This is a genomic window from Goodfellowiella coeruleoviolacea (genome assembly GCF_024171785.1).
Lineage (GTDB): Bacteria > Actinomycetota > Actinomycetes > Mycobacteriales > Pseudonocardiaceae > Goodfellowiella > Goodfellowiella coeruleoviolacea.
Window position 1 is genome coordinate 242,492 of sequence record NZ_JAMTCK010000008.1, and the last position, 23,933, is coordinate 266,424.

At 73.6% G+C, this 23,933-nt stretch carries 14 protein-coding genes and 1 tRNA gene; 9 read left to right on the forward strand and 6 right to left on the reverse strand.

The annotated features are described in order from the left end of the window. The first annotated feature begins 4 nt into the window (after positions 1 to 4). Positions 5 to 382, forward strand: a complete 378-nt coding sequence (locus LX83_RS19055) for an SDR family NAD(P)-dependent oxidoreductase (protein WP_253773238.1) — start codon at positions 5 to 7, stop codon at positions 380 to 382. Here LX83_RS19055 and LX83_RS19060 read toward each other — a convergent pair. After that, positions 324 to 1,568 carry an MFS transporter gene (locus LX83_RS19060; protein WP_253773240.1) on the reverse strand — a complete coding sequence of 415 codons (1,245 nt, stop codon included), beginning with the start codon at positions 1,566 to 1,568 and terminating at the stop codon, positions 324 to 326. The two genes, LX83_RS19055 and LX83_RS19060, sit on opposite strands and share 59 nt — an antisense overlap. Before the next feature lie 168 nt (positions 1,569 to 1,736). Here LX83_RS19060 and LX83_RS19065 point away from each other — a divergent pair, with 168 nt between their 5' ends. Genes LX83_RS19065 through LX83_RS19075 form a run of 3 tightly spaced genes read left to right on the forward strand, consistent with a single transcriptional unit; the run spans position 1,737 to position 11,717 of the window. Next, the gene (locus tag LX83_RS19065; protein WP_253773242.1) at positions 1,737 to 7,094 is read left to right on the forward strand and encodes a non-ribosomal peptide synthetase; all 5,358 of its coding nucleotides are present in this window, start codon (positions 1,737 to 1,739) and stop codon (positions 7,092 to 7,094) included. A gap of 16 nt (positions 7,095 to 7,110) precedes the next feature. Next, complete coding sequence (locus LX83_RS19070) at positions 7,111 to 10,365, forward strand: non-ribosomal peptide synthetase (RefSeq protein WP_253773244.1); 3,255 nt, start codon at positions 7,111 to 7,113, stop codon at positions 10,363 to 10,365. A gap of 11 nt (positions 10,366 to 10,376) precedes the next feature. Next, positions 10,377 to 11,717 carry a serine hydroxymethyltransferase gene (locus LX83_RS19075; RefSeq protein WP_253773246.1) on the forward strand — a complete coding sequence of 447 codons (1,341 nt, stop codon included), beginning with the start codon at positions 10,377 to 10,379 and terminating at the stop codon, positions 11,715 to 11,717. Positions 11,718 to 11,886: 169 nt separating this feature from the next. On the opposite strand, the gene LX83_RS19080 is transcribed toward LX83_RS19075, so the two are convergent. Then, positions 11,887 to 12,324 carry a VOC family protein gene (locus tag LX83_RS19080; RefSeq protein ID WP_253773248.1) on the reverse strand — a complete coding sequence of 146 codons (438 nt, stop codon included), beginning with the start codon at positions 12,322 to 12,324 and terminating at the stop codon, positions 11,887 to 11,889. Positions 12,325 to 12,706: 382 nt separating this feature from the next. Between LX83_RS19080 and LX83_RS19085 the strand changes: the two genes are divergently transcribed. Continuing rightward, positions 12,707 to 14,578, forward strand: a complete 1,872-nt coding sequence (locus LX83_RS19085) for a non-ribosomal peptide synthetase (RefSeq protein WP_253773250.1) — start codon at positions 12,707 to 12,709, stop codon at positions 14,576 to 14,578. Positions 14,579 to 14,589: 11 nt separating this feature from the next. After that, positions 14,590 to 15,141 carry an adenylyl-sulfate kinase gene (cysC, locus tag LX83_RS19090; RefSeq protein WP_253773253.1) on the forward strand — a complete coding sequence of 184 codons (552 nt, stop codon included), beginning with the start codon at positions 14,590 to 14,592 and terminating at the stop codon, positions 15,139 to 15,141. A gap of 92 nt (positions 15,142 to 15,233) precedes the next feature. On the opposite strand, the gene LX83_RS19095 is transcribed toward cysC, so the two are convergent. Further along, positions 15,234 to 15,971, reverse strand: coding sequence for a sulfotransferase-like domain-containing protein (locus LX83_RS19095; protein ID WP_253773255.1), 738 nt, complete (start codon positions 15,969 to 15,971; stop codon positions 15,234 to 15,236). 124 nt (positions 15,972 to 16,095) lie between these two features. Here LX83_RS19095 and cysD point away from each other — a divergent pair, with 124 nt between their 5' ends. Together cysD and LX83_RS19105 are read left to right on the forward strand one after the other, a co-directional pair. Then, entirely contained in the window at positions 16,096 to 17,040 is a 945-nt protein-coding gene (gene cysD / locus LX83_RS19100; protein WP_253773257.1) for a sulfate adenylyltransferase subunit CysD, read from the forward strand. After that, complete coding sequence (locus LX83_RS19105) at positions 17,040 to 18,308, forward strand: sulfate adenylyltransferase subunit 1 (protein ID WP_253773259.1); 1,269 nt, start codon at positions 17,040 to 17,042, stop codon at positions 18,306 to 18,308. The genes cysD and LX83_RS19105 overlap by 1 nt, the downstream gene beginning before the upstream one ends. A gap of 53 nt (positions 18,309 to 18,361) precedes the next feature. Here LX83_RS19105 and LX83_RS19110 read toward each other — a convergent pair whose 3' ends face one another. From LX83_RS19110 to LX83_RS19120, 3 genes are all read right to left on the reverse strand, one after another. Then, positions 18,362 to 20,632, reverse strand: coding sequence for a M20/M25/M40 family metallo-hydrolase (locus tag LX83_RS19110; protein WP_253773261.1), 2,271 nt, complete (start codon positions 20,630 to 20,632; stop codon positions 18,362 to 18,364). A gap of 305 nt (positions 20,633 to 20,937) precedes the next feature. Then, on the reverse strand, positions 20,938 to 22,161 hold the full coding sequence (locus LX83_RS19115; RefSeq protein WP_253773263.1) for a pentapeptide repeat-containing protein: 1,224 nt from the start codon (positions 22,159 to 22,161) through the stop codon (positions 20,938 to 20,940). A 312-nt stretch (positions 22,162 to 22,473) separates the two neighbouring features. Next, positions 22,474 to 22,548: transfer RNA gene (locus LX83_RS19120), tRNA-Arg, on the reverse strand. A 320-nt stretch (positions 22,549 to 22,868) separates the two neighbouring features. On the opposite strand from LX83_RS19120, the gene LX83_RS19125 reads away from it, so the two are divergent. After that, positions 22,869 to 23,795, forward strand: a complete 927-nt coding sequence (locus LX83_RS19125) for a cation diffusion facilitator family transporter (protein ID WP_253773264.1) — start codon at positions 22,869 to 22,871, stop codon at positions 23,793 to 23,795. Positions 23,796 to 23,933 lie beyond the last annotated feature (138 nt).

Sequence of the window (23,933 nt, forward strand, 5' to 3'; positions counted from 1 at the left end):
GCATGTGGTGGTCCTGGGTGGCAGCGCGGGTATCGGCCTGGCGACCGCGCGCCTGGCCGTCGACCGCGGTGCTCGGGTCACCCTGGGCGGCCGCGACCGGGAGCGGCTCGCCGCCGCCGCGGCCACCGTCGACGGCGCGGCGGGGATCCCGGTCGACGCGGCGGACCGGGTCTCCTTGGCCGAGTTCTTCCGCGCCGCGGGCCCGGTCGACGACGTCGTGATCACCGTGACCCGCCGGGGTTCCCGCCCGCCCGCCCCGACCCTGTCGCGCGAGGTGTGCCGCTGGCCGGCCGCGGTCCCGGCCGGCTGTCCCGCCGGACGGCTCAGGGCGTCCGCAGCGACCGCACCGGCCCGAACACCACGGGCAGTGCCGAGGCCATGAGCACGACCGGCGCGATCCACAGCACGCCGCCCGCCCCCCACGAGTCCACCAGCACGCCCGACAGGGCCGCGCCCACGGGAACGGCCCCGGAGTTCATGAGCCGATAGGTGGCGGTCATCCGGGCGTGCAGGTGCGGCGGGGTGAGGCGCTGCCGGAGGGTCACCGAGACCACGCTGCCCGTGGCGGAGCCCACGCAGCCGAGGAAGTAGCCGAGCGCGGCGAGGGAGGTGGCCCGCGCCGCCGACCCGGCAGCCCAGGGCAGCAGGAAGTACGACGTGGTGGACAGCACGAGCGCCGCCAGGAAGGTGTTGCCGTACCCGACCCGGGCGATGACCGCGGGCGCGAGCAGCGCGCCGCAGACCGCGCCGAGCCCGCCCACGACCATGACCACGCCGTACAACCCGCTGCCCAGCCCGAGATCCCGGACGAAGTGAACGAGGAACCCGACCGTGACCAGCTCGATGCCGGCGTTGTAGATGGCCGCGTGCACGGCGATGGACCGGATGTGGCGGTTGCCGAACACGGCCCGCAACCCGTCCACCAGCTCCCGCCGCACGTCCCGCCGCACGGGCGCGGTGGGCACCTCCCGATGCCGGATTCCCAGCAGGCACACCGCCGACACCCCGTACGACAGCGCGTCCAGGACCACGGTGGACGCGGACCCGACGATGCCGTTCAGCCACCCCGCGATCCCCGGCCCCACCACCGAGCCGACCGCCTGGTCCGCGCTGAGCTTGCTGTTGGCCGAGTCCAGGTGCTGTGCCGCGACCAGGCGCGGGAGGTAGCTGGCCGCCGCGATGTCGAACACCACGCTCATCGATCCCACGGCCAGCGCCACGACGTACAGCTGTGTCAGCGTCAGCGCGTCCAGCCACGCCGCCAGCGGCACGGTCAGCAACAGCGCCGCCCGGCACAGATCCATCGTGATCATCACCGGTCGTCGCGCCCGCCGTTCCAGCCACACCCCGGCGAACAGCGGCAGCGCGAAGAACGGGGCCGTGTACAGCGCCTGCAGCACGCCGACCTCGGTGGCCGTGGCGCCCAGCGTGGAGATCACCAGCAGCGGCAGCACGAACAGGGTGATCTGCGAGCCCAACTGGGACACCAGGTCCCCGCCCCACAGCAGCCGGAAACCGCGCAGCCGCCGCCGGTCCGAGTCCACAGTGGACTTCTCGGTCGTGGTCATCGCCCGTCCTTGGTCGAGGGGTACGCACAGCGAACCTGACAGGACCGCCGGGTCGGGGGGAGTAGGGGAAACACCCGATCCCGCCCGGCCCCCGCAACCAGCAGGGTGGTCACCAGTCGCGCGGCGGGTCGAGCCGCGTCCTGGACGAACCTTGTGAGGGCGTTGCCGATGACCTGGCGTGATGTGCTCTCCGGCGTGGCCCGGCGCCGCCCGGACGCTACCGCGTTCACCTTCCACCCCGACTCCGGCGGCGCGCCGGACCGGCTGAGCTACGGCGAGCTGGACCGCCGCTCCCGCGCCATCGGGGCCGAGCTGCTGGCCAGGGGGCTCGGCGGGAAGACCGCGGTGCTGCTGTTCCCGGCGGGCCTGGACTACGTGGCCACCTTCTTCGGCTGCCTCTACGCCGGGGTGCTCGCGGTGCCCGCCTACCCGCCGAGCCGGCACAAGCGCTCGATCGACCGCCTCGGCGCGATCCTGGCCGACAGCGGCGCCGACACCGCGCTGACCACCGCCGGGGTCCGCGACAGGCTCGGCCCGCGCCTGTCCGCCGTGCCCGGCCTGGACCGGCTGCGCCTGCTCGCCACCGACGAGATCACCGACGAGATCGCCGCCGACGCCGCCGCCAGCTTCGTCGAGCCGGAGCTGACCGGCGACACCGTCGCCTTCCTCCAGTACACCTCCGGTTCCACCGCCACCCCGCGCGGGGTGGTGCTCACCAACGAGAACCTCCTCGCCAACACCGCGCTCATCGCGCAGCGCTTCGAACTCGACGAGGACATGCGCGGCGTGTCCTGGCTGCCGATGTACCACGACATGGGCCTGATCGGCTCGGTCATGGCCACCGTGCGCGCCGGCGGCCGGATGGCCCTGCTCGCGCCCAGCAGCTTCGCCAGCGACCCCGTGCGCTGGCTGCGCCTGATCAGCGACGAGCGCGCCACCGTCTCCGGCGGCCCCAACTTCGCCTTCGACCTGTGCGTCGACCGCGTCACCCCCGAGCAGCGCGCCGAACTGGACCTCAGCTCCTGGCGCGTGGCCTTCAACGGCGCCGAGCCGATCCGCGCGCGGAGCCTGGCCCGCTTCGCCGAGACCTTCGCCGACACCGGCTTCCGCGCCGAGGCCTTCCTGCCCTGCTACGGCCTTGCCGAAGGCTCCCTGCTGGTCAGCGCCGGACCCGTCGGCAGCGGTTTTCGCACGCACGCGGCGCCCGAGGGCTCCGGCGCGGCCGGGGAGATCGTGGCCAGCGGTGCCATGCCGCCCCAGCAGCGCGTCGAGATCGTCGACCCGGACATGCACGAGCCGTGCGCGGACGGCGAGGTCGGCGAGATCTGGGTCAGCGGCCCCTCCGTCGCCCAGGGCTACTGGAACCGCCCCGACGCCTCCGCCACCACCTTCGGCGCCCGCATCGCGGGCGAGCACACCGCGGCGTTCCTGCGCACCGGCGACCTCGGCTTCCGCACCGGCGGCCAGCTCTACGTCACCGGCCGCCGCAAGGACCTCGTGATCATCCGCGGCCGCAACCACTACCCGCAGGACATCGAGCTGACCGTGGAGTCCGTCCACCCTGGCCTGCGGCCCAACGGCGGCGCTGCCTTCTCCGTCCAGGACGACGCGGGCGAGGAACGCCTGGTCGTCGTGCACGAGCTGCGCAACGACCACGGCGTCGACGACCTCGACGCCCTGGCCCGACGCGTCCAGCAGGTGGTCGCCGAGCGGCACGAGGTCCGCCCGCGGTCGGTGGTGCTGCTGCGCGTCGGCGGCCTGCCCCGCACCTCCAGCGGCAAGGTCGCCCGGCACGCCGCCCGCGCCGGCTTCCGCGCCGACGACCTCCTCGTGCTCGCCCGCGTCGACGAGGCCGACACCCCCGCGCCCACCACCGAGCCCACCACCGCGCCCGCCGCCGCGCCCACCGGCCTGCCCGCCGCCGCACCCGAGGACACCCACCCCGAGGCGGTGGCCGAGTTCCTGCGCACCGTGGTCGCCGAGCTGCTGCGCACCGCCCCCGCCGAGGTCCCGCTGGACCAGCCGCTGATCGAACTCGGCCTGGACTCCCTGGACACGGTGCGCGTGCAGCACCGCGTGCAGAGCTGGCTGCGCGTGCAGGTCGTCGTGGAGGAGGCGCTGTCGGCCACGATCACCGAGCTGGCCGCGACGTTGGCCGCCGCGCCGCGCACCGCCGAGGCCGCCGAACCGGTCGCCGACACCCCCGCCGACCACCCGCTCTCCCACAACCAGCGGGCCATGTGGTTCCTCAACCAGCTCGCCCCGCACAGCGCCGCCTACCACATCACCGCCGCCGCCGACCTGCGAGGCGAGCTGGACGCGCCCGCCCTGGGCCGCGCCCTCGCCGCCGTGGTCGCCCGCCACCCCGCGCTGCGCACCACCTTCCCCGTGGTCGACGGCGAGCCGGTGCAGCGCGTGCACGCCCACCTGCCCGCCACCTGCACCACCCACGACGCCCGGGAGTGGACCGAGCAGCAGCTCGCCGACGCCGTCCACGACGCCGCCTTCCGGCCCTTCGACGTCGCCGAGGGCCCCCTGGTGCGCGTCGCGGTCTTCCACCGCGCCGCCACCGAGCACCGGCTCGTGATCAGCCTGCACCACCTCGTCACCGACCTGTGGTCGATGGAGGTGCTGCTGCGCGAGCTGGACCTGCACTACCGCGCGGAGCTGACCCAGTCCACAGTGGACCTGCCGCCGGTCACCGGCTACCCGGCCGCCGCGCGCTGGCGGGCCGGTGTGCTCGACGGCGGCGAGGCCGACCGGCTGTGGGAGTTCTGGCGCACCGAGCTGGCCGAGGCCCCGCACGTGCTGGAACTGCCCGCCGACCACCCACGCCCGCCCGAACAGCGCTTCCGGGGCAGGGTCCGCCGCTTCACGCTGGACACCGCGCTCACCGCGCGCCTGACCGGCCTGGCCACCGCCACCGGCAGCACGCTGTACACGGTGCTGCTCTCCGCCTTCCAGGTGGTGCTCTCCCGCTACACCGGCCAGCGCGACCTGCTCGTCGGCTCCCCGGTGCACGGCCGCGACCGCGCCGAGGTCTCCGGCACCATCGGCTGCTTCGTCAACACCGCGGTGCTGCGCGCCCAGCTCGACCCGGCGGAGAGCTTCACCCAGCTGCTGCACCGCGCCGGCCCGCGCGTGCGCACCGCGCTCGCCCACGCCGACCTGCCACTGTCCGAGCTGGTCGAACGCCTCCAGGTGACCCGAAACCCCAGCCGCCAGCCCCTGGTGCAGGCCATGTTCACCCTCCAGCGCCCCACCGGTCCGCAGGGCAACGCCCTCGCCGCGTTCGTGCTCGGGCACCCGGGCGCGAGCCTGGAGTTCGGCGGCCTGACCCTGCGCCCGGTCACCCTGGACCAGCCGAACACCCAGCTGGACCTCGCCCTGACCTTCGCCGAGACCGGCGGGCAGCTCGGCGCGCTGCTCCAGTACGACACCGACCTGTTCACCGACGCCACCGCCGCCCGGTTCGCCGCGCACCTGGAGACCTTCCTGCGCGCGGTCGCCGCGCACCCGGACCGGCCGCTGCACGCCATCGACCTGCTCAGCCCGGCTGAACGGGACACCGCGCTGCGCTCCTGGAACACCACCGAGACCCCCTACGACCCCCACCGCACGGTGGTGGACCGGATCGCCGAGCAGGCCGCCCGCACCCCGGACGCCCCGGCCGTCGCCCACGACGAGCAGCACCTGACCGGCCCCGACCCGGCCGCCGTCCTCGGCGTGCCCACGCTCACCTACGCCGAGCTGGACCGCGCCGCCAACCGCCTGGCGCACCGGCTCGTCGCCGAGGGCGTCGGCCCGGAGCAGGTCGTCGGCGTGCACCTGCCGCGCTCACTGGAGCTGGCGGTCGCGCTCATCGCGGTGCACCGCGCCGGCGGCGCCTACCTGCCGATCGACCCGGACCTGCCGCCCGAGCGCCTGTCCTACATGCTCGCCGACAGCGGCGCGCGGCTGGTGCTCACCCACTCCGCGGTGGACGGGGCGCTGGCCGGCGTGCCGGTCCGGCGGATCCGCGTGGACGAGCTGCCCCACGACGGCCCGGACACCGCGCCGGACGTGCGTGTGCACCCCCTCAACACCGCCTACGTCCTCTACACCTCCGGCTCCACCGGCCGCCCCAAGGGCGTGCAGGTGCAGCACGCGTCGATGGTCAACTTCCTGGTCGGCATGCAGGAGCTGCTCGACTTCCGGGCCGGGCAGCGGCTGCTCGCGCTGACCACGTTCTCCTTCGACATCTCCGTGCTGGAGCTGTTCCTGCCGCTGGTCACCGGCGGTACCAGCCACATCGCGGGCCGCTCGGTCAAGGCCGACGGCGACCAGCTGCGCCTGCGCCTGGAGTCCGGCGTCGTGGACAGCGTGCAGGCCACCCCGGCCAGCTGGCAGCTGCTGTGCGACGCGGGCTGGACCGGCACCCCCGGCCTGGTCATGCTCTCCGGTGGGGAAGCGCTGCCGCCCAGGCTCGCCGAGCGCCTCGGCGGCCTCGGCGAGCAGCTGTGGAACCTCTACGGCCCCACCGAGACCACCGTGTGGTCCTCGGCCACCGCGGTCGACCCGGCGGCCGGCCCGATCCCGATCGGCGCGCCCATCGCCAACACCCGGATCTACGTGCTGGACGAGTGGCTGCAGCCGGTGCCCGAGGGCGTCACCGGCGAGGTGTGCATCGGCGGCGACGGCCTGGCCAGGGGCTACCTCGGCCGCCCGGGGCTGAGCGCGGAGAAGTTCGTCGCCGACCCGCACAGTCCGCGCCCTGGCAGCCGCATGTACCGCACCGGCGACCTGGCGAGGGTGCGCCCCGGCGGCCGCATCGAGTTCCTCGGCCGCGCCGACCACCAGGTCAAGTTCCACGGCCACCGCATCGAGCTGGGGGAGATCGAGGCCGCGCTCGGCCGCCACCCCGCGGTCCGCCGCGCGGTCGTGCAGGTGGTGGGGGAGCGCGCGATGGTCGCCCACGTGCAGCCGCGCTCCCGCGCCAGCACCGCCGCGTTCGACCGGCAGGAAGCCAACCGGGCGCTGCGCGAGGCACTGCGCCAGAGCCTGCCCGCCTACATGGTGCCCACGCACTTCACCTGGGTGGCCGAGTTCCCGCTCAGCGCCAGCGGGAAGGTCGACCGCAAGCGGCTGCCCGTCCCCGAGGACCTCGGTGCCGGGCAGGCGAGACAGGCCCCGGTCACCCCCACCGAGAAGGCGCTGGCCGACATCATCGGCGATCTCCTCGGCGGCGCGTCCGTCGGCCGGCGCGACAACCTGTTCGAGCTGGGCGCGCACTCGCTGCTCGTCTCCCGCCTGGCCATCCGGGTGCGGGAGTCCTTCGGCGTGGCGCTGCCGCTGCGCAGGCTGTTCGAGTCGCCCACCGTGGCCGGACTGGCCGAGCTGGTCGACAACTCCGAGGCCCGCAGCACCGCCCCGGCCATCACCAAGGTCGACCGGGCGCGCTACCCGGGCCCCACCACCGTCCAGCGCAGTGACGTGCTGCGCAAGCTCCAGGCCGCGCGTGCCCTCCGCTCGCGTGCCGACGACTGACCCCGTGGAGAATCCGATGACCGCCGAGCCGATGGTGTTCCCCGCGGCTTACGCCCAGCAGCGCCTGATGATCATCGAGCAGCTGTTCCCCGGTACCGCCGCCTACCACGTGCCGTTCGCGATCCGCCTGCGCGGCACGCTGGACAAGCCCGCGCTGACCCGTTCCGTCGAGGCCATCGTGGCCAGGCACGAGGCCCTGCGCACCGTGTTCACCACCAGCGACGGCGTGGCCGTGCAGGTCGTGCACCCGGTGATGGCGGTGCCGCTGGAGGAGCTGGACCTGACCGGCACGCCCGAGGCCGCCGACGAGCGCCTGCTCGCCGAGTTCCTCGGTCAGCAGGCGCGCCGCCCGTTCGACATCGCGGCGCGCCTGGTCCGGGTCACGCTGTTGCGCCTGGCCGAGGACGAGCACGTGCTCGCCGTGACCATGCACCACCTGGTGTCGGACATGTGGTCCTGCGGGATCTTCGTCCGCGAGCTGGCCGCCTGCTACCCCGCGTTGCTGGCCGGGGAGGAGGTGGCGCTGCCGGAGCTGCCCGTGCAGTACGTGGACTACACCATCTGGCAGCGCGAGCACCTCGGCGAGGCCAAGCTCGCGCCGCTGGTGGAGTTCTGGCGCAAGGAGCTGGACGGCGCGCCGCCCGTGCTGGAGCTGCCCGGCGACCGGCCCCGGCCGTCCGTGCAGACCTTCCAGGGCGAGATGCTGCCGGTGAAGCTGAGCCCGGAGCTGTCCCGCGCGGTCACCGCGCTGTCCCGGCGCCTGGGCGCCACGCCGTTCATGACCGTGCTGGCCGCGTTCAAGACCGCCGTCGGCCGCTGGGCGAGCAGCAAGGACGTCGTGGTCAGCACCGGTGTGGCCACGCGCACCGCGCAGGTGGAGGCACTGATCGGGTGCTTCATCAACGTCGTGCTCTTCCGCACCTCGCTGGCCGGGGACCCGACGTTCGGCGAGCTGGTCGGCCGGGTGAAGCGGACCGTGCTGGACGCCTTCGAGCACCAGGACCTGCCGTTCGAGAAGCTGGTCGAGGAGATCGCCCCGCAGCGCGACCTCAGCCACCAGCCGCTCACCCAGGTCATGTTCGTCATGCAGAACGCGCCCATGCCCAACCCGGCCATCGGCGAGCTGGACGTCTCCACCGTGCACGTGCCCAGGCACGCCACCCAGGTCGACTTCGACCTCCAGCTGTGGGACGGCGGCTCGTGCTACGAGGGCTTCATCGAGTACAGCGCCGACCTGTTCGACCCGGCCACCATCGAGCGGATGTGGTCGCAGTTCACCCACCTGCTCGCCGCCGCGGTGGCCGCGCCGGACACCCGCCTGTCCGAGCTGCCCCTGCTCACCCCCGCCGAGCTGGACACCATCGTCGGCGAGTGGAACGACACCGGCGCCGAGCTGCCCGAGGTGTGCCTGCACGAGCTGTTCGAGCGGCACGCCCGCGCCCAGCCGGACGCGGAGGCCGTGCGGCACCGGGACGGTGTGATCACCTACGGCGAGCTGAACGCGCGGGCCGACCGGATCGCGGCCGCGCTGCGCGCCCAGGGCGTCGGCCCGGACTCGGTGGTGGGCGCCTGCTTCGGGCCCCGGCCCGCACGGGTCGCGGCCTTCCTCGGCATCCTCAAGTCCGGCGGCGCGCAGCTGCCCCTCGACCCCGGGTACCCGGCCGAGCGGCTGGCGTTCATGATCGAGGACGCCCGGCCCGTCGTGGTGCTCACCGAGCGCGCGGTCGCCGGCCGGGTGCCCGCCGGGGTGCGCGTGCTGTGCGTGGAGGACCTGGCCGAGGCCGCGGTGGCGGAACCCTCGGCGGTGACCCCGGCGAACCTGGCCTACGTCATCTACACCTCCGGTTCCACCGGCCGCCCCAAGGGCATCTGCGTGGCGCACCGGGGCGTGGTCAACAACATCCTCGACCTCAACCGCGTCGGCCGGGTCGGTCCCGGCGACCGGCTGCTCGCGCTGTCCTCGGCCAGCTTCGACATGTCCGTCTACGACCTGCTCGGTCCGCTGGCCGGCGGCGCCACCGTGGTGCTGCCCGACCCCGACCGGCACCAGGACCCGAAGCACTGGGTCGACCTGGTCGCCGCGCACGGCGCGACGGTGTGGAACTCCGCGCCCGCGCTGCTGGAGTCCCTCGTGGACGACGCGGCCGCGCGCGGGGTGCGCCTGGACTCGCTGCGCCTGGCCTTCCTCGGCGGCGACTGGGTGTCCGTCACCCTGCCCGAGCGGGCCCGCCGGGTCACCGGCGAGTTCCGCGTGGTCGTGCTGGGCGGCGCCACGGAGGCCTCCATCCACAGCACGATCTTCGAGGTCGAGCGGGCCGATCCGGCGTGGGTGAGCGTGCCGTACGGGCGGCCCATGGACAACCAGCAGGTCCTGGTGCTCGACCAGGACGGCAACCCGGCGCCGGTCGGCGTCGCGGGCGAGCTGATGCTCGGTGGCGCCGGCCTGGCGCGCGGTTACCTGAACCGGCCCGCGCTGACCGCGGACAAGTTCGTGCCGCACCCCTGCGCCGGGCGCTACCCGCACATCCCGGCGGGCGCGCGGCTCTACCGCACCGGCGACCTGGCCCGCATGCGCGCTGACGGCGTGCTGGAGCTGCTGGGGCGCATCGACTTCCTCACCAAGGTGCGCGGGTTCCGCATCGAACTGGGCGAGGTCACCGCGGCCCTGCTCAGCCACCCCGCCGTCGCGGAGGCCGTGGTGGTGGCCCGCACCGACTCCGGCGCGGAGGCCAAGCTCGTCGGCTACTACGTGCCCACCTCGGGGCCGGAGCCCACGACCAGCGACCTGCGCGCGCACATCAGGTCGACACTGCCGGACTACATGGTGCCCTCGGCGTTCGTCGCCCTGGACGCGCTCCCGCTGTCGCCCAACGGGAAGCTCGACCGCAAGGCGCTGCCCGCCCCGGGCACCGCGCGCCCGACCCTGGAAGCCGCCTACCTGGCACCGCGCACCCCGGTGGAGGAGGTGCTCGCCGAGCTGTGGAGCACCGTGCTGGACATCGACCGGGTCGGCGTGCGCGACGACTTCTTCGAGCTGGGCGGCTACTCGCTGGCCGCCACCCGCATCGCCGCGCTCGTGGGCGAGACCTTCGGCGTCGACGTGCCGCTGCGCGCGGTGTTCGAGGCCCCGACCGTCGCCGAACAGGCCGCGGTCCTGGTCGCCGCGGGCGGGGAGCAGGACGTGGACGTGACCGCCATCGCGCAGATGGCCCTGGACATCGAGCAGCTGGGCGAGGACGAGGTCGCCGCACTGCTCGCCGAGCAGCAGTGAGGGAGCCGGGCATGGACCTCGATTCGTTGCCCCCCGTGGGCCTGTCGTCGCTGGCCGTGGCGGGCGCGCAGCGCCTGCGCCACCAGGACCCGGTGCTGCACGACCTGCTGGAGCGCGAGCAGCGCCGCCAGTCCGACACCCTGGCCATGATCGCCTCCGCGAGCTGGTCGGACCCGTCCGTGCTGGCCTGCGAGGGCAGCGCGAGCGGCAACATCACCACGGAGGGCTACCCGGGCCGCCGGTACCACGCGGGCTGCGAGGTCGTCGACGAGATCGAACGCCTGGCGATCGACCGGGCGAAGGCGGCCTTCGGCGCGCGTTACGCGAACGTGCAGCCGCACTCCGGCAGCACGGCCAACCAGCTGGTGATGACGGCTCTGCTCAACCCGGGCGACCTGGTGATGGGCCTGGAACTCGCGGCGGGCGGGCACCTGACGCACGGCTCGGCGGTCTCCTTCTCCGGCCGCTACTTCCGCTCGGTCTCCTACGGCGTGGACGAGCAGGGCCTGCTGGACTACGCGCAGATCGAACGCCTGGCCGTCGAGCACCGCCCGAAGCTGATCATCTGCGGGGCGAGCGCGTACCCCAGGGAGATCGACTTCGCGCGCTTCCGCGAGATCGCCGACCACGTGGGCGCGTTCCTGCTGGCCGACATCTCGCACATCGCGGGCCTGGTGGCGGCGGGCGTGCACCCGAGCCCGGTCGACCACGCGCACGTGACCACCACCAGCACCTACAAGCAGCTCTACGGCCCCAGGGGCGGCCTGGTGCTGGTCGGCAGGGACGCGGACCTGCGCGTGCACGGCCGCCCGCTGACCGCGGTGCTGCAGAACGCGGTCTTCCCGTACTTCCAGGGCACCCCGCGCATCAACGGCATCGCGGCCAAGGCCCGCGCGTTCGACCAGCTGAACACCCCGGAGTTCCGGCTGCTGGCCACCCGCATCCTCGGCACCGCCCGCACCCTGGCCGCGGAGCTGGCCGCCAGGGGCTGGCCGATCGTCACCGGCGGCACGGACAACCACATGGTCCTCGCCGACGTGGGCGCCCGGGGCCTGACCGGGGCGATCGCCGAGCAGGCCCTGGAGTCCTGCGGCATCATCGTCAACCGCAACAAGATCCACAACGACGGCCGCCCGGCCCGCATCGCCGGCGGCATCCGGTTCGGCACCAACATCCTGGCCCTGCGGGGCATGGACGACGCGGCGATCGCCGAGTGCGCCGCGATCGTGGACCAGGTCTGGACCTCCCTCACCCCGCTGGACGACACGGACTTCCTGCTGCCGGACCAGGTGCGCCAGTCGGCGCGGGCCGCGGTGGCCACCCTCTGCTGGCGCTTCCCGCTCCCGGCCTAGCCGCGGTGCCGGTCGGTCAGGGGCTCGCCGATCTGCAACCCGCAGCAGCGAGCGACCCCTGGGACCGAGGGAGACCCCGGAGCCGCCCTGGCCGAGGACGGCACGCCGAAGCCGCCCAGGGAGTTCCCCCGGGCGGCTTCGGCGGTGCTGAGCGGGCGTGAGCGGACGGTCAGGCCTGGTCCTGGTCCTGATCCTCGTCCTGGTCCTCGTCCTCGCTGGCCTTCCGCTCCGCCGCGCTGCGCTCCACGCAGAACTCGTTGCCCGCCGGGTCGGCCAGCACCACCCAGCCCTTGCCGTCCTCGGTGCGCCGGTCCTCGACCAAGCTCGCCCCCGCCGCCAGCAGCCGCTCGACCTCGGCGTCCCGCGGCAGGTCCGGCTGCAGGTCCAGGTGCACGCGGTTGCGCACGGCCGGCTTCGCGTCCGGGACCCGCACGAACAGCAGCATGGGACCTTCCCCGGCGGGCGGTTCCAGGCCCACCTCGTCGTCGCCGGGCTCATCCTCCGGGTGCACCGGGTGGCCCAGCACCTGGCTCCAGAACAAGGCCAGGTCGTAGGGCTCGTGCGGGGCACCGCAGTTCAGTGTGACGTGACGGACGACGGACTTCACACGCTCTCCCTCATGCCGTGCCGGTGACACGGCGGTTGCGGTTCGTGGCGGGGCGGTCCCGGGTCGGCCGCCGCCCGGCGGTGCGCGGGCCACCGCTGGGCGAGGAGCGGCCGTCGGTCACGCCCGGCCCCGGCCAGCAGCCGCTCGGCCGGCGCGGCCCCAGCGCGTCCCCGGCCGGTCATCCGCGGGCAGGACCATCGTCTGGCCAGCCCGACCCGGCGGCCGAGCGGACGGCGCGGTGCCCCACCGCCAACCTCCCTGTTCGGTCGTCGCAGAGTATCGGCCGACCCCGCCACCGGGCACAGTCGGGAGGATTCCCGACGCCGCCGCACGCCCTCGCGCTGCCAGGCTCGCCCCAGACGCAGCGGGAGAGGAGCCGAGGGTGACCGTGGTGACCCGGGAGGCGGCCGAACTGGCCGCCCTGGCCGTGCTGGCGAGCCGGTACACCGGTACGACCGAGCCGGCGTTCGAGGTGGCGGGCGCGCCCGCACCGGTGACGGTGTCCGTGACCGGGCAGGAGACCTTCGGCGAGCTGCTGACCGCCGCCGAACAGGCACTGTCCACTGTGGGATATTCGGGCGGGGGGTTCGCGCTCGCCGACGACACCCTCGACACCGAGGCCCTGGCGGCGCACCTGGCCCGGCTGGCCGGGACCGATCCGGCCACCCCCGTCGCCGGGCTGCCCGTGCTCACCGAGGACGAGCGCGAGACGGTGGTGCGCCGCTGGAACGCCACCGCCGCGCACTACCCGGAGGCGCCAGGGGCGAGCCTGCCGTGCCTGTTCGAGCGCTGGGCGCGGGTGCAGCCCGAGCACCCGGCGCTGCGCTTCGACGGCGAGCAGCTCACCTACGCCGAGCTGAACCGCCGCGCGAACCGCCTCGCCCGGCACCTCACCCGGCTGGGCGCCGGCCCGGAGACCGTGGTGGGCGTGCTCTTCGAACGCGGTCCGGCCCTGCCCACCGCGCTGCTCGCCATCCTCAAGGCGGGCGCGGCGTACGTGCCCCTGGACCCCGAGCACCCGGCCGACCGCCTCGCCTACCTCACCGGGGACGCCGGCTGCGCGCTCGTGCTCACCACCGCCGGCCTGGCCGCGCGCCTGCCGGAGGAGGTGCTGCCGATCTGCCTGGACGAGCCCGCCGTGCGCGCCGCCGTCGACGCGCAGCCGGACACCGACCCCGCGGCCGGGCCGCGCCCGGACTCCCTGGCCTACGTGCTCTACACCTCCGGCTCCACCGGCCTGCCCAAGGGCACGCTCGTGCAGCACGCCTCCGTGGTCAACCTGGTGCTGCACAGCCGCGCCGCCTACCGCATCGGCCCGGGCGACCGGGTCCTCCAGTTCGCCAACCCCTGCTTCGACGTCAGCGTGTGGGACATCTTCGGCACCCTGTGCAACGGCGCGACCCTGGTGCAGGCGCCGCGCCTGACACTGCTGGACCCGCGGGCGCTCGTCGAGCACATGCGCGCCGAACGCGTCACCGTCGTCGAGCTGCCGCCCGCGGTGGCCGCCCTGCTCGACCCGTCCGACCTGCCCGACCTGCGCATGGCCAACATGGGCGGCGAGGCCCTGCCGCTGGAGGTCGCGCGGCGCTTCCGCACCGGGGACCGCCTGGTGCACAACAGCTACGGCCCCACCGAGGTCACCGTGACCTCCACCGACTACCTGCTGCCGCGCGTGGTCGACCGCACGCCGCCGATCGGGCGCGCCATCGCCAACCTCCAGTGCTACGTGCTCGACCCGGCGGGCGAGCCCGTCCCGGTCGGCGCGCCCGGCGAGCTGCTCATGGGCGGTGCCGGCGTCGCGCGCGGCTACCTCAACCGGGGCGCGCTGACCGCGGAGAAGTTCGTGCCCGACCCGTTCGGCCCGCCCGGCGCCCGCCTGTACCGCACCGGTGACCTGGTGCGCTGGCGCCCGGACGGCCAGCTGGAGTTCCTGGGCCGCATCGACACCCAGCTCAAGGTCAACGGCATCCGCGTGGAGCCCGGCGAGGTCGAGGCCGCGCTGTGCACGCACCCGGACGTGGCCGCGGCCGTGGTGGACGTGCGCGGCGAGGCGGGCAACCGCCTGCTGGTCGCCTTCCTGGTCCCCGTCGAAGGGGCGACCGCCCCGGACACCACGGCGCTGCGCGCGCACCTGCGCGGCCGCCTGCCCGCCAACCTGATACCCGCCCGGGTCCACCCGGTGCCCGCCCTGCCGCTGACGCTCAGCGGCAAGGTCGACCGCCGGGCCCTGCACCGCGTCGCCGACTCCCAGTGAGAGGAAACCCCATGTCCGGTATCACCACCTGGCTCACCGGGCTGCCCAGCTCCGGCAAGTCCACCATCGCCGCGGCGGTGGCCGCCGAGCTGGGCAGGACCCACCCGGTCGAGATCCTGGACGGCGACGTGCTGCGCCGGGAGTTCTTCCCCGAGCTGGGCTTCAGCCGCGCCGACCGCGAGGAGAACGTGCGCCGCACCGGCCGCCTCGCCCTCACCCTGGCCAGCCACGGCGTGCACGTCCTGGTCCCGGTGATCGCCCCCTACCGCGACAGCCGGGACTGGGTGCGCGCCCTGCACGCCGACCAGGGCGTGCGCTTCGCCGAGGTGCACGTCGACGCCCCGCTCGCGGTGTGCCAGCACCGCGACGTGAAGGGCCTCTACGCCAAGGCCAGCCGCGGCGAGCTGACCGGCCTGACCGGCGTGGACGACCCCTACGAGGCCCCGCCGACCCCGGAGCTGCGCCTGCGCACGAACGAACTGAGCCTGCCGGCCTGCGTCTCGGCCGTGCTGGAACTGGTGCTGGGCACCCCGGTGGGCGTCCACCCGGTCGGCGCCCACTGACCCCGTCGCGGCGAGAGCCCACCCGGCCGGACCGGGTGGGCTCTCGCCGTGGCCGCCGAAACCGGCCGCCCCCGGCGCGGGGGCGCGCCGCGTCAGGCCACCGGGACGGGCAGCCGCCGCTCGCGCAGCGCCTCGTAGAACGGCAGGTGGTGGGCGCTGAACTCGGCCAGCCTCGGGTTGTTCTCGACCGTGTCCGCGTACTCGGTGCGGCGCGCGTCAAAGCCCGAACTGTTGGCCACCGACTGGTGCCAGCGGTTCGAGCGCTCCCACTCCGCCCGCGCCCCCGGCTGCCAGGACAGGGTCTCCGGCCGGTGCTCGATGCCCGCCCACGCGCAGTAGGCGGCCAGCGTCGCGTCCGGGCGCGCGGCCAGATCCTCGGCGTCGAGCACCACGGCCCGCCCGCCCGCCGCCAGCACCGCCTGGTACAGCTCGGACATCTGCTCCAGACCGATGCCGTCGCGGGTCATGTCCGGTTTGAGCGCGTAGTAGGAGGCGGCGATCTCGTCCGGGTGGCGGATCAGGAAGGCGTGCCGGGTCTCGCGCAGGAACGCCGCGTCGGCCAGCACCTCCGGGTAGCGGTAGTCGGTGGTGTCCTTGAAGAACACCGGCCGGGTCCGCGCGTGCCCTCGGATCGCGGCGATGAGTTCCGGCCCGGTGCGCACCTCCGCCTCGCCGACCGTGGTCGCGCCGTAGTCGACGAGGTTGCAGAAGGGCTCGTGCAGGGCGGTGAACTCGCCGCGTTCGACCATGCTGCGGAAGAACGCTGTGGACCGGGCCCGGGGCGCGCTCCACAGTGCGAGCACGCGGGGGCGGGCGAGAGGAGTCTGCATGCCGCCAGGCTCGCGGGCGCGCGCGGACCCGGGGCAGTCGGGGATAGCCCCTATCCCGCACGAGGACCCCGGCGCGGTTGCATCAGGCGCGACACCCGTCACCACGCGCTGCCTGGGAGGGCACATGCAGGCTTCGTCAACGCTGGCGGCGATCCCCCGGCCGGCGCCGCCGGTCCCACCGTTGTCGCACCTGGACGCGCTCGAATCCGAGGCGGTCCACATCTTCCGCGAGGTCGCGGGCGAGTTCGACCGGCCGGTCATCCTGTTCTCCGGCGGCAAGGACTCCACCCTGCTCGTGCACCTGGCGCGCAAGGCGTTCTGGCCGGCGCCCATGCCGTTCCCGCTGCTGCACGTCGACACCGGCCACAACTTCCCTGAGGTGCTGCGCTTCCGCGACGAGCTGGCCCGGTCGCTGGGCGCCCGCCTGGTCGTGGCGCACGTGCAGGACTGGATCGACGACGGCCGCCTCACCGAACGCGCCGACGGCACCCGCAACCCGCTGCAGACCGTGCCGCTGCTGGACACCATCGCGGCCAACCGGTTCGACGCGGTCTTCGGCGGCGGCCGCCGCGACGAGGAACGCGCCCGCGCCAAGGAACGGATCTTCAGCCTGCGCAACGCCTTCGGCCAGTGGGAGCCCAAGCGGCAGCGCCCCGAGCTGTGGAACCTCTACAACGGCAGGCACCGACCCGGTGAGCAGGTCCGCGTGTTCCCGCTGTCGAACTGGACCGAGCTGGACGTGTGGCGCTACATCGAGCGCGAGGGCATCGAGCTGCCGGAGATCTACTACGCGCACGAGCGCCCGGTGTTCCGCCGCGACGGCATGTGGCTCACCGAGGGCCCGTGGTTCGGCCCCCGCCCGGACGAACACGTCGAGACCAGGCTGGTGCGCTACCGCACGGTCGGCGACGGCTCGTGCACCGGCGCGGTCGAGTCCAGCGCGCGCACCGTGGGTGAGGTGATCGCCGAGGTCTCCGCGAGCCGGCTCACCGAGCGCGGCGCGACCCGCGCCGACGACCGGCTGTCCGAGGCCGCCATGGAGGACCGCAAACGAGAGGGCTACTTCTGATGACGCAGCTGCTGAGACTGGCCACCGCGGGCTCGGTGGACGACGGCAAGTCCACCCTGGTCGGCAGGCTGCTCCACGACACCAAGTCCGTGCTCGCCGACCAACTGGCCGCGGTGGAGCGCGCGAGCGTCGACAGAGGACTGTCCACACCGGACCTGTCGCTGCTGGTGGACGGCCTGCGCGCGGAGCGCGAGCAGGGCATCACCATCGACGTGGCCTACCGCTACTTCGCCACCCCGCGCCGCAGCTTCGTGCTCGCCGACACCCCCGGGCACGTGCAGTACACCCGCAACACGGTCACCGGCGCCTCCACGGTGCAGCTGGCCATGCTGCTGGTGGACGCGCGCAAGGGCGTGGTCGAGCAGACCCGCCGGCACGCCGCGGTGCTCGCGCTGCTGGGCGTGCCGGAGCTGGTGCTGGTGGTCAACAAGATCGACCTGGTCGGTTACGCGGAAGCGGTGTTCCAGGAGATCAGCGCCGAGTTCCGCGGGCACGCCGCCGCCCTGGGCTACGCCGCCTCGGACGTGGTCTGCGTGCCGGTGTCCGCGCTGGCGGGCGACAACGTGGTCGAGCCCTCGGTCAACACGCCCTGGTACGACGGCCCGACGCTGCTGCACCACCTGGAGACCGTCCCGGTCGCCCCGGACCCGCACGAGCGCCCGTTCCGCTTCCCGGTGCAGCAGGTGATCCGCCCGCGCACCGCCGAGCACCCGGACTACCGGGGCTACGCGGGCCAGGTCGCGGCCGGCGTGGTGCGCCCCGGCGACGAGGTCGTGGTGCTGCCCTCGGGGCGGCCAAGCACGGTCACCGGCATCCACACCCCGGACGGCCCGTTGGCCGCGGCGCAGGCCGGTCGGTCGGTGACGCTGCTGCTGGCCGACGAGGTCGACGTCTCCCGGGGTGACCTGATCGCCTCGGCGTCCGCGCCGCCCCAGCTGACCGACGAGTTGGACGCCACCCTGTGCTGGCTGCACGAGACACCGCTGCGACCGGGGGCGCGGGTGCTGGTCAAGCACGGCACGCGCACGGTCCCGGCGATCGTGACGGCGCTGGTCAGCCGCTTCGACGAGCAGACGCTCAGCAACACCGACGCCCCGGAGAGCTTCACGCTCAACGACATCGGCCGCGCCCGGCTGCGCACCGCCGAGCCGCTGCCGGTCGACGAGTACACCCAGGACCGCCGCACCGGCGCGTTCCTGGTCATCTCCCCGGCCGACGGCGCCACCCTCGCCGCGGGACTGGTCGGCGCGCCCCTTCCCGTGCTCTGACCACGGCACGAAGCCCCCGGGACGCGGGCCCCGGGGGCTTCGTCGTGTCCGCGTCAGAGCGTCAGCTGCCGCACGGCCTGCGTCTGCCCGAAGCCACCGGGTGACCAGGCCACCGTGTCCGGTCGGGCGGGCAGCGCCACCTCCGGCACGCGCGCGCCCCACGCCACCAGGCGCAGCGGCAGGTGCGCGCCCCGGAAGCTCACGGTGAGCGTGAAGCCCTCGTCCGGCGCCACGTAGTGCAGCGCCCACCGCCACTGGTTGCCGGCGTCGCGGTTGTCCTTGGCGGGCAGCTCGCGGCCGTTGAGGCGCACCGAGGTCATGCCGGTCGCCGCGTACACCGACAGCGCGGTGGCCTTGGCCTGGGCCGGGCTGATCCGCAGCGTCACCGTGCGCACCCCGTCCTCGGCCGCGCGCTCGTCGAGGATCTCCGCCTGCGGCACCGGAATGACGGCGTCGCGGGCCGGGCCCTGGCGCAGCGGTTCGGTGGGCAGGCCGGGGAAGGTCTCCGACACCGTCTCCGGCGCACCGGTCAGCTGCCGGTCCAGCCAGGGTTCCCCGGCCGGGGTGGGGCTGCGCAGCGCGGCGGCACCGGTGTCCACGTCCTTGGTGTAGGACAGCGACAGCTGCACCGGGTGCGCGGCGTCGGTGCGGTCGGTCAGCGGACCGGCCGCCACCAGCAGCACGCCCACCACGCCCGCCGCGACCAGCGCGGAACCCGGGACGCGCGGCACCGCGGGCAGGGCGGGCAACAGCAGCAGCGCCAGCACCAGCATGGTCACCGCGACCAGCGCCAGCCCGACCGTGGGCAGCAGGACGACCAGCAGCGGCAGCACCAGCGCCACCGCCGGAAACGCCGCCGCGGCCAGGGCGAGCGGCCGCCACGGCGAGCCCTCGGCCGGCAGCAGCGCGAGCCCGGCCACCGCGCCCAGCGCCGGCCAGGTGAACAGGTAGGCCGCCCCGGGCAACAGCACCGCCGCGAGCAGGCCCAGCACCGTGAACCAGATGGCCACCGCGGCCGCGACCACCGGTGCGGACCAGCGCCGCCGCACCCAGCGCAGCCACGCCACGCAGCACACCAGGACCAGCACGGCCAACCCGGCGGTCGGCAGCTCCGGCCGGTACGGGTCACCGAACTCGAAGTTCGCGTAGGCGGGCGCCACCAGCGTCAGCACCCGCCAGCCGAGCCAGCCGAGCACCGCCGAGCCGAGCACCGGCACCAGCACCAGCCCGGACACCGCGCCGACCGGGCGCAGACCGGTGGTGTCCCGGCGCCGCCACAGCACCACGCCCAGCCCCAGCGCGGACAGCCCGGCCAGCACCAGGCCCAGCCACTGCGGGTACCGCACGAGCACGCCGAACGCGGTGAAGTAGGTGATCTCCCCGGCACCGGCCAGGTCCAGCTCCGCCGCGCCCAGGGCCCGGGTGGCCGCGAGCACCGTGTCACCCATGTCCTGCAGGCTCTCCGGGCTCAGGTTCGCCAGGTCGTCCAGGGGCGTGTCGTAGCGCGCGGACCCGCCGACCACCGCGAAGTTCATGCCGGTGAACCCGGCTTCCTTGAACACCGTGAAGTCGGTGTCGTTGGGCAGCACCTGGTAGATCTCGTCGGAGGTCGAGGTGGTGAACGGCAGGCTGCCGGTCAGGTTGGGCACGACGGCCGCGGTGTGCGGGCCGGCCTCGAACATGACCAGGCGCCCCCTGGTGCCCCGCGCCTCCAGGTTCAGGATGACCGTGTGCGCGCGGTCGCCGGAGTCGGGGGAGTCGGCGAAGGCCTGCGCGCCCAACTGCCCGGGCTCCTCGGCGTCGGTGAGGAGCACCTCGACGGTGTTGCGCGGCGCCGGCTCGGCGGTCAGCGCGCGCATCGTCTCCAGGATCGTGGCCACGGCCATGCCGTCGTCGGTGGCCCCAGGACCGAGCACCACCGAGTCGTAGTGCGCGACCAGGAGCACCCGGCCAGTGCCGCCGGAGCCGGGCAGGGCGGCGCGGATGTTGTGCACCCGGCCGCCCAGGTGCGAGCCGCTGGGCCACACGCGCTGCGCCGTGGTGTCCTGCACGCGCGGGTTGAGCCCCAGGGCGGCGAGCTGCCCGACCAGGTACTCGCGCACCCGGGCGTTCGCGTCCGACCCGGTCGGGCGGGGCTCGGTCGCGATCCGCTCGACGTGCGCCTTGGCCCGCGCCGAGGCGAAGTCCGCGGCCGGGGTGTCCACCCCGCGGGGCGCCGGGGTCGTCAACGGGATCAGGGCCAGGGCGGCGACCACCGCCACGGCCAGCAAGGTCAGCGGGGCCGCCAGGCCCACCCGCCGCCTCGGCACGCTCTTCCTCAGCACGATCTCTCCAATCCGGGGCTTCCCGAGCGACTATCGCCTTCAGCACGCCCCGGACCGTAGGCTCAAGCCCTGGTCACAAGTGGTCTGGCAACAACAGGAACCCCCCGCCGCCGCCGTCCTGGCCCGGACCTCCGGGATCGCGGCGGTCTCGAACCGTTCCGGTGCCCCCAGCAGAATTCGCACCCGCGCTCCCACCTCCCGGGGGCTGTGGGGCGAGCACCGCGTCAACCCCCGCTGGTGGTTTCGGCCGTCGGTACTCCTGCGCCGTGGGATTCACGGCCATCCGCGGCGGCCTCGACCTCTGGCTAGGCGTCGGCCGGTGGAACCAGGAAGCCCCACACCCCCTCACTGCCGTCGATTCGTCCTTCGCTCGCACTTGTCGGCTCACGCACCTGCCACCCGGCCGGCCAATCTGACGTGATGTCCTGGTCCAGCCGGACTCTTGCCCCGTCGAACCTAATGGTGTCGTGAAAGGTCGCATCGAACCAGGCAGTGCTGTGAAAGGTGGTCTTGGCGAATCCGGCGAATTGATGGAAGGCCGCCTCGTCGAACCAACAGCTGTCGTGGAAGATTGCCTCTTCGAATTCGGCGGTTTCGTGGAAGGCAGCCTCGATGAACCAGGCGGAGCGGCGAAAGGTTGCACTGCTGAATCTGGCAGTGCGGTGGAAGGTCGCCCCGACGAAGCCGGCGAAACCCCGGAAGACCGTGCTGTGGAACGAGGCTAAGCCGTGGAACGTTGTTCCTCTGAAGTCCGCGCTGCTGACCTCGCACTGGTCGAAGTGCCAGTCGTGCAGGGTTGAGCCGGACAGATCGAGATTGATGCCCGCCCAAAAGTTGGTGTTGGTGGGTTCTCCGAAGTTGGTGCGACGGTCGGGCCGGAGATGGTTGATGAGGATGCGCTGGGCGGCTTGGCGGACCTGGCGTTCCTCGGCCCGCAGTTGGGCCCGCTCCTCACCGATCCGTCGGTCGTCCGCGGTGCCGGCGGCGGCGTGCTGCTCGTCCTGGACCTCGGTGTCGGAGAGTTCTTCAGCACAAGGCTGGGGCATTCGCAGGTAGGCGCAGATGACATCGACGATGGTCTGCCGGTGTTCCTCGTTGGCCTGAGCCAGGCGCTCCAGCGCGTACAGCCCGCCCAGACGCACCGGGGCCTTGTCCGAGCCGAGCTGCTCAACGGCCTTGGTGTACAGCTCGGTGATCCGCCGCTCGGTGGCGTCGTGCCGGGCATCCGCGGCGGCCTGCTCCTTCAGCCACAGGTCGTGCTCGGTGGACCGCTGTCGGCGCACCGCCAACAGCAGCGCCAGCGCCGCGCCGGTTCCGCCGGCTGTGGCCAACCCGACACGTACCGCCTGTGCCTGCTCCTGGGTGCGGATCGGTTCACTCAGCCCGTCAGCCTGCCGCCACAGCCACCACCCCACGCCAGAGCCACCGGCGATCACCAGGACCGCGGAGGCCGCCACCCACCACCACCGCAGCGGACGCAGGCGCGGGCGTGACGGATCGGGCCGGGACGAAGCACCTTGCTCAGCCACGTCCCGATCCTGCCCGGCTTCACCTGCCCGCAGGGGCTGATCCGCGTGAACCAGGTGTTGGAGCGGGAACGAGGCCTGAGAAGCCCAGTGCCGTGGTGAAACCCCAGATCGCGTGACTCTCCGTATCGTGACCAAGGTCACGTCGCCGGGTGCCCCAAACGAGACTTGATCAACATCTCGCGGGTTCCGTCGGCACACCATCGGCACGGACACCCGAAAAGAGCCGGGTTTGGCCGGCTACGGCCGGACATGATCGGGAAAGCAGAAGGCCCGCTGATCTGCGATAACAGCAGGTCAACGGGCCTTTCGTGGTGGTGCCCCCGGCAGGATTCGAACCTGCGCTCCCGCCTCCGGAGGGCGGTGCTCTATCCCCTGAGCTACGGGGGCCACCTCGCTTGCGCGATGGGAGAAGCTTAGCGCACTCCCGGAGTGGTTTTTACCGGGGGGTCCACCAACGGGTGGCTGAGGTGGCGGCACCCCTGTTGACCTGCGCGGATGATCAGCGCTGTGGCGAGTGGCGGGGTGGTGTGGCCCGTGCGGGCGAGGGCTGCCGGCCGGGCGTGGCCGGGGGACAATGGCAGTGGGGTAGCTCACGTGTGCCCTGAACGGGTGGTGGTGCTGTTCTCGCGTTGAACTTATGCGCATGTGACTATATGTTTGGCCGCGCGCGGACCGAGAGTGATCGGGCACGGCTGAGGAGGTAGTCGATGGGACAGGGGCACGGCCACGGGCATCTGCCGCCGCCTGGTGGGGGCAGCGCGTCGGCCAGGCATCTCAACCGGCTGTGGCTCTCCTTCGCCATCAGCGCGGCGTTCATGCTGGTCGAGGTCGTGGTCAGCATGACGACATCGTCCCTGGCGCTGGCCTCGGACGCCGCGCACATGTTCACCGACGTGCTCGGCGTTGGCATGGCGCTCGCCGCGATCGTCCTGGCCCGCCGCTCCCGGCGCACCCGCAACCGCACGTTCGGCCTCTACCGGGCGGAGGTGCTGGCCGCACTGGCCAACGCCGTGCTGCTGTTCGGGGTGGCCGGCTACGTGCTCTACGAGGCGGTCGGCCGGCTCGCGGCCCCGCCCGAGGTGCCCGGCCTGCCCGTGCTGCTGGTCGCGGCCGGCGGGCTGGTGGCCAACCTGGCCTCGTTCCTGCTGCTGCGGGACGGCGCGCAGGAGAGCCTGAACGTGCGCGGCGCCTACCTCGAAGTGCTCGCCGACCTGATCGGCTCGGTGGGGGTGCTGGTCAGCGGGGCGATCACGCTGCTGTTCGGCTGGCGCTACGCCGACCCGCTGATCGGTGTGGCCATCGGCCTGTTCGTGCTGCCCCGGACGTGGAAGCTGGCCAGGCGGGCGGTGCACATCCTGTTCCAGCACGCGCCGGAGCGGCTCGACGTGGCCGAGATGAGCAGCCGGCTCACCCAGGTGGCCGGGGTCAACGAGGTGCACGACCTGCACGTGTGGACGCTCACCTCGGGCATGGAGGTGGCCTCGGCCCACCTCGCCACCGAGGCGAACGCCGACCCGGCCGTGGTGCTCGCGGCGGCCCAGCGGCTGCTGGCCGAGGAGTACCGGATCGAGCACGCCACCCTGCAGGTCGAGCCCACCACGTCGGCCCACCGCTGTCACGAGCTGAGCTGGTGACGGCGGCGGTCAGTGCGGCAGCCAGTTGGCTACAAGGTGTAGTCATTGCGCCGAAGGTGGTCTGGTTCTCACCCGTTTGTCGGAGCGCCAGGCCGGGTTTTGTGGCTTAGCGTTACTAGACCCGATTGGAGTCGGTTG

Excerpts from the sequence above, each read along its gene's own strand:
- LX83_RS19060 (WP_253773240.1), bottom strand. The coding sequence starts at position 1,568 with ATGACCACGACCGAGAAGTCCACTGTGGACTCGGACCGGCGGCGGCTG.
- LX83_RS19065 (WP_253773242.1), top strand. The coding sequence starts at position 1,737 with ATGACCTGGCGTGATGTGCTCTCCGGCGTGGCCCGGCGCCGCCCGGAC.
- LX83_RS19070 (WP_253773244.1), top strand. The coding sequence starts at position 7,111 with ATGACCGCCGAGCCGATGGTGTTCCCCGCGGCTTACGCCCAGCAGCGC.
- LX83_RS19075 (WP_253773246.1), top strand. The coding sequence starts at position 10,377 with ATGGACCTCGATTCGTTGCCCCCCGTGGGCCTGTCGTCGCTGGCCGTG.
- cysC (WP_253773253.1), top strand. The coding sequence starts at position 14,590 with ATGTCCGGTATCACCACCTGGCTCACCGGGCTGCCCAGCTCCGGCAAG.
- LX83_RS19095 (WP_253773255.1), bottom strand. The coding sequence starts at position 15,971 with ATGCAGACTCCTCTCGCCCGCCCCCGCGTGCTCGCACTGTGGAGCGCG.
- cysD (WP_253773257.1), top strand. The coding sequence starts at position 16,096 with ATGCAGGCTTCGTCAACGCTGGCGGCGATCCCCCGGCCGGCGCCGCCG.
- LX83_RS19105 (WP_253773259.1), top strand. The coding sequence starts at position 17,040 with ATGACGCAGCTGCTGAGACTGGCCACCGCGGGCTCGGTGGACGACGGC.
- LX83_RS19125 (WP_253773264.1), top strand. The coding sequence starts at position 22,869 with ATGGGACAGGGGCACGGCCACGGGCATCTGCCGCCGCCTGGTGGGGGC.